The organism is Daejeonella sp. (assembly GCF_044232565.1).
Lineage (GTDB): Bacteria > Bacteroidota > Bacteroidia > Sphingobacteriales > Sphingobacteriaceae > Daejeonella.
In genome coordinates, this window is sequence record NZ_JBIILQ010000148.1 from 1 (window position 1) to 6,975 (window position 6,975).

Below are 6,975 nucleotides of genomic sequence, written 5' to 3' on the forward strand. Positions count from 1 at the left end.
TTAAGTGCTCTTGCCACCACAGCTTCGGTAGCTTTAAAAGCAAACACCACGGATGTAAGCACAAATTTGGCTTTAAAAGTGGATAAGGTAACAGGTAAGGAATTATCAAGCAATGATTATACAACGGTAGAAAAAACAAAACTAGCAGCCATTATTGGAAGCAATACAGGGGATCAAGATTTAAGTGCTCTTGCCACCACAGCTTCGGTAGCTTTAAAAGCAAACACCACGGATGTAAGCACAAATTTGGCTTTAAAAGTGGATAAGGTAACAGGTAAGGAATTATCAAGTAATGATTACTCCACGGCAGAAAAAATTAAACTAGCAGCCATTATTGGAAGCAATACTGGTGATCAAACCAATATTACGGGAAATGCAGCTACCGCAACTTCAGCAATAACTGCTACACAATTGGAAACAGCCAGAACTATTGGTGGTGTTTCTTTTGATGGTTCTGCTGATATTGATTTACCTGGTGTAAATGATACAGGCAATCAAAACACCACTGGTAATGCAGCCACTGCAACACTTGCTGAAAGAGCTACACTAGCAAATAACATAGATGCAACTAGTAATTCAACATTAGAAGTATTACCTAATTTAACAACACTGGGTACAATTACTTCCGGGACTTGGAATGGATCGCCCATAGCAATAGAGAATGGTGGAACAGGTTCAAGTAGCTTGAACTTTGTGGATCTTTCAAGCAATCAAACAATTGCGGGTGCAAAATCTTTTAGTTCAGATGCAACAATAAATAACTTAACTATTGGTACAGGTGCTGGTAATGTATCATCAAATACGGTGCTTGGCCTTATGGCACTACAATCTAACACAGATGGCGTAGGAAATGTCGCATTTGGTAAAACAGCATTAGTCAGCAATACCACGGGAAATTCAAACACAGCTAATGGAAACGAAGTATTAATGTTTAATACCATAGGTAGTTCAAATACAGCTATTGGCGAAAATGCATCATACTCAAATAGAACTGGTAGCAATAATGTGGCGATCGGATACAGGGCGCTATTTACAAATACTACTGGTACAGATAATACTGCAATAGGTACAAACGCAAATGTGGGTGCAGCTGATTTAACAAATGCAACAGCCATAGGAGCTGGTGCGAGAGTAGATGCAAGTAATACTATTAAATTGGGAAACCCAAGTGTAACAAATGTTAAAACAAGTGGAACGATTACGGCTGGTACAATCACTTATCCAAATAATCCAGGTATCACTGGAAATGTATTAACCACCGATGGAACAGGAACTGCCAGTTGGACCTCTGCTTCAAGTATTGCAGTTCCATATGTTGGCGCAACAGGGCCTGTTAATTTAGGTGCGCATGACTTAACTGTCAACGGATTAACAATTGGTAAAGGTGGTGGAACAAATGCAACTAATACGGCAATTGGTTCTAGTGCACTTCTTTTCAACACGACAGGGACCAACAATACGGCAAGTGGGGGAAGAGCCCTTTTTTCAAACACAACTGGATTGGACAATACCGCAAGTGGGGAAAGGGCACTTTACTTAAACACAATTGGATCTAACAATACCGCAAATGGTACAAGTGCACTCTTATCGAATACGGAAGGGACCAACAATACCGCAACTGGTTCAAATGCGCTGTCTGTAAATAATACCGGAAACTACAATACAGCAAATGGGTATGGTGCACTTACAGTAAACACATTAGGCAGTTACAATACTGCAAGTGGTGCTGAAGCACTTTACTTAAACTCAACGGGTACCAACAATACCGCATTGGGACATAAGGCACTTTACACTAACGAAACAGGGTTTAACAACACTGCCATAGGAGATCGTGCAGATGTTGCTTCAGCTAATTTAAGCAATGCCACTGCTATTGGATATGGAGCAACAGTTTCTGCAAGCAATACCATTCAATTAGGAAATACAAATGTAAGAAGTGTTGTTACAAGCGGTAAAATTAGAGCAGATGGTTTTATAACTACTAATGGTACTGGCAGTGAATTTTTAAAAGCAAATGGATCAGTTGATGGTAATACTTACGTAAATAAAGATGCAGAAAAAATCGCTCTTGGACTAAATGCGGGCAATTCTGGTCAACAAGATCTTGCAATAGCAATTGGAGCCGGCGCAGGACTTACTAGCCAAGGCACTTTTTCTATAGCTATTGGTGTTGCTGCAGGGGGTACTAGTCAAGGTTATAATTCTGTATCAATTGGTTCTGCTGCAGGTAATATTAGTCAAGGGCATGGTGCTATTGGTATTGGTGAAAACGCTGCTAAAACGAATCAAGGAATGGCAGCTATTGGTATTGGAGCTAACGCTGCTAAAACGAATCAAGGTGCAAATTCAATTGCTCTGGGTGAATTTGCTGGGAATCATGAACAAGGTTTAAATTCAATTGCGATTGGGACAAGTGCTGGTTCTGGTGATATTGTAAACGGTGGTCAAGGCGATAATTCAATCGCAATTGGAAATGAGGCAGGTTCTGACATCCAAGGTGCAAATTCAATTGCGATAGGGACAGGTGCAGGTTCTGACACCCAAGGTGCAAATTCAATTGCAATTGGGGAACTTGCTGGTAATACAAATCAAGCTCCCAATAGTATCATCCTAAATGCAACAAGTAATCCATTAAATACTCCAACTTCTACTTCTAGTGGATTTTTTGTTGCACCAATTCGATCAGCAACTACTTCAAATGTTTTGTATTATGACACAGCAACAAATGAAATAAGTTCCGGAGCCGTTGCAGCAGCAGCTGCTGCTGCTTTAACGGGGACTACGCTTGCGTCAGCTGTGGTGAGTTCTAGTTTAACCAGTGTAGGGACGTTAGCAAGTGCAACAGTTAGTGGAAAAGTGATCGTAGGTGCATCTTCAGCTACTAGTGCTTCAGCAGTATTAGAGGCGAGTTCAACTACTCAAGGGTTTTTACCACCAAGGATGACTGAAGCGCAAAGGGATGCTATCAGCGCACCAGTAGCGGGCTTAGTGGTGTGGTGCAGCAATTGTGGTAGTGGTGAGCTCCAGGTTCACAATGGTACCGCATGGAAAAATATGATAGGAGGAAGTACAGCCGCGGCTCCTTATACAATAGGTCAAGCCGCATTAGGTGGTAAAATTGCATACATCCTACAAATTGGTGATCCTGGGTATGACGCTAATGTACAACATGGATTAGTGGCTACAACAGCAGATATTTCAACAGGTGCACAATGGGGATGTGCTGGAATTACATTTTCAGGAGCAATAGGAAAAACTGCAATAGGAGATGGAGCAACAAATACAGCATCTATTTTGGCAGTATGTAATACACCAGGTATTGCAGCTAAACTTTGTGATGATTTAGTAGAACAGGGATATAGTGATTGGTATTTACCAAGTAACGATGAGCTAAATAAATTATATATAAATAGAGCGTTAATTGGTGGTTTTGATAACAGCAAGAGCTATTGGAGTTCTACGGACGCTCAAGCCAACGCGTGGTACCTGTATTTCGGCGATGGCATTCTGTACTACGGCCCTAAGGGTAACCTACTCCATGTTCGGGCCATTAGGGCTTTTTAAAATTTCGACTCCCGATGGTATCGGGATTAACCATTTTTAATTCCCCCGAGAAATCGTGGGATAAAAGCCAAAAAACAAATTGCCATACTTTGAACTTACAAAATAACTATTTGATTATTTTGTAAGTTCAAAGTAATAGTTCAAAGAAAAGGTTAGCAGGTTAAAACTTCCTGTTGAAATTTGGCAGCGCAATAAGCAATGGACTTTTGTTTACCCTTCCGTGGAAGAGATTGTCTCTGTTGTTTCAGATCCCGATAAGGTTTTACCGGATTCTAATTCAGCAAATAATAGCTGGACATCAACTAAATAAGAGAATTTCAATTTCCTACAGGTTATTTCCTGCAGGATTTTTTTGACTAACGGGTAATTGGATAGTCGTATTTATAAAAAAGAGTTTATCCCAATCCCCCTTCCTCCATCCTGATAAAAGCTAAGTGATTAAGTACCGCTTTCAATTCGCCATAAGAAACCTCATTACCCAGTGCTGCTTTCATTTCAGTAGTGCCAATGCCCGGATTCTGAACAATATAGGCCATGATTTTAGCAACCTTTATTCTCGACACAATATCAAAAACTGAAATATCGCCTGAATTAATATAATGTGCTAAATGCCCTTCAATAGTGCCGGTAGTGAAACTTCGCTCTAATGCAATGTCGGGAATCGTTTTCCCCGATTTAAATAAGTCGAGCGTTACCATTTTAGTATCAACTTTCTCCTTTTTCTCTTTAAATGGGAGGAGAATAGTTTTTCGTTCCACCTCCTTGTTTTCGCAATAATGATTGACTATTTCAAGTATTTGATCCCCATATTGCTTAATTCTAGTCTTGCCTAAACCTTTAATGCTTTCAAGCTCTTGCAGGTTTGAAGGCAGGGATTGTAGTAATTCTAGAATCGACTTTTGTGCCAATACTAAATAAACGGGCACCCCCCATTCATCCGCTAAAGCGTCTCTCCAGCTTTTTAAAGATTTGTATAATTCTGGATGCGGAATATTTGCTGCAACTTTAATCGTGTCCTTGCTGCTGGTTTTTGCCGGAACATGGTCAATCTCCGCATTTGCTTTCGTCTGTAGATAATTGGATGTAGAAAAGCCATTTAAGCTAATTTTCATCAATGCTTTTTTAATGTGTAGCTCTTTCTGTAAATGATCTATTGCCTCAATTAGGTTAGTCCGAACCGCCTTATTGTCACAATCAGTATTTAAATTTTTAATCGTCTCACTGATTACTGATTCTATTTTATCTAAGAAATAACTGCATGCCTTTTTAACTCTAGCTTGTAGTTCTTGGTCATCCTCAGGAAGAAATTCATTGCCTAGATAGCCATTTAACTGTTTTTTGAAATTGTCTGCAACCTCATAGATGTTTTTCTCTGATTGTTCACGTATCGACTTTAAATCATCAATAATTGTACTTGCTAGGATATTGTTATGATCTTCGGCAATTTTCCTGACCTGGAAGAAGTAACCCTTAATCGGGTTAAAATCGAATAAATCAAACAATAAGGTCTGCTGAAATGATTTCCTTGATTCATTTAATTGTTCTAGGCCAGGCTCATTATTTTTGGCGTTTTCGGTGTATTCTGATACCGTTCCATCAGTTTTTACGCTGTTAAAGGAAATGGGACTCCTTAAAACCATGCCTTCAAAGCTTTTACAGCGACTTAAAGCCACATATACTTGTCCGTGAGCAAAGGCCAAATTTGCATCAATTACTGCTTTTTCGAAGGTTAAACCCTGACTTTTATGAATGGTGATTGCCCAAGCAAGTTTTAATGGAAATTGCGTGAATACTCCAATGATTTTTTCTTTGACTTCCTTCGTCTCTGCGTCAAGTTCATATTTAATATTGCCCCAGTCGAGTTTATTGACATTGATTTCTGTTTCATCGCCAGGGCATTGGACTACGATCTGATCTTTTGAAATTTTGGTAATCATGCCAATTTTCCCATTGAAAAATAAACGCTCTTTTGAGGGATCGTTTTTTACAAACATCACCTGAGCCCCCTTTTTTAATTCCAATTCAGCAACGGTAGGATAGGAGTACTCAGGGAAATCGCCCTGTATTACCGCATCGTACTTAAATATAGGATTAACTAGCTCACGTAATTTGACATCATTAATTTCTTGCGCTGTTTTATTGTGTGTGGTTAAGGTGATATAACCCTCCTCATCCGCAGGTTTAAAATTGGGTATATAGCGCTGATTTAGTGTTTTTAGAATATGTTCATCGATTTCATTTTTACGAACACGATTAAGAAGGTCGATAAACATCGTGTCTACTTGTCTGTAAATATGTTTGAGTTCGATACTTACCGGACTCGTTTGTTGGAGTGCTTTACTACTGAAAAAAAATAGGTTGGAATAGTAGTTTTTCAGTATGAGCCAATCTTCATCCTTTACTACTGGTGAAAGCTGATGTAGATCACCAATCATTAAAACTTGAACACCTCCAAACGGCTTAGTATGGTTTTTAAAGCGGCGAAGCACCTCGTCGATATGGTCGAGTGTATCGGCACGAACCATGCTAATCTCATCAATAACTAAAAGATCGAGACTTTTAATGAGATTAATTTTTTCTTTATTGAAACGTTTAACTTGAATATTTCCTGCATTACCTGGTATGTATGGCGCAAAAGGTAATTGAAAAAATGAATTAATGGTTACCCCTCCGGCATTTATAGCTGCAACACCCGTTGGCGCCACTACCGCCATGCGTTTATGCGATTGCTTTTTTAACTGATGTAGAAAAGTAGTTTTTCCGGTTCCAGCTTTACCTGTCAGAAAAATATTTTTATCTGTGTATTGAACAAAATTAAAAGCGAGTTCCAGTTGTGAATTCTGCTCCATGGGTATTATTTTGACATATTTTGGTATGGGGGCAAGATAAAGATTAAAATTCTATATCTCTTGATTAATAAATTGCAAGAATCAATTTGTTCTTAATTATTGATAATGATTAATATTCGAATTCGAGATTATTCAAACCCTGGGAGCACAAAGTAAAAAATCGACCACCTATCGTATTCCAAATTAAAGTATAATTTAAAGGGGCCTTCAATTTGAATATTTTCATTATTGTGTAAAGCAGCTATGTATTTTATGTACCCCTCTGCAAATCCCATTCCTGTATACTTATTTAATTCAAAATTTACTTCATTAATAGAGTAATGGCAATTTTTGAATTCTTTAAAGCGTTTAAATACAATATTAATTTTTGAAGCTAGTTCATCTTTGCGCAAAATTTTGCCTGTCGGACTTGTAAAGGTATCGGCCAGGTCAGGGTGATTTTCATGGATGCTTTTTTTCATCCAGTCAGAAATGAAAAAATGAGTTTTCTTTTCAATTTCTAAGGCATGATTAGGATGAAATTGTTCATATATGAAGACACAAGTCATGCCCGCAATTATTG

At 38.6% G+C, this 6,975-nt stretch carries 3 protein-coding genes; 1 reads left to right on the plus strand and 2 read right to left on the minus strand.

Annotated features, from left to right (window positions below; translation table 11 throughout):
- Nucleotides 1–3,564 (plus strand): DUF1566 domain-containing protein (locus ACILQF_RS08860; RefSeq protein ID WP_395627059.1); only part of this gene is annotated, 3,564 nt, incomplete at its 5' end.
- A 395-nt stretch (nucleotides 3,565–3,959) separates the two neighbouring features.
- Here the strand turns inward: ACILQF_RS08860 and ACILQF_RS08865 are convergent.
- Both ACILQF_RS08865 and ACILQF_RS08870 read right to left on the minus strand, forming a co-directional pair.
- A complete protein-coding gene (locus ACILQF_RS08865; RefSeq protein ID WP_395627060.1) occupies nucleotides 3,960–6,413 on the minus strand; it encodes a helix-turn-helix domain-containing protein in 2,454 nt (817 codons plus the stop codon).
- A 128-nt stretch (nucleotides 6,414–6,541) separates the two neighbouring features.
- The coding region (locus tag ACILQF_RS08870; RefSeq protein ID WP_395627061.1) for a hypothetical protein at nucleotides 6,542–6,975 on the minus strand (434 nt) is incomplete at its 5' end.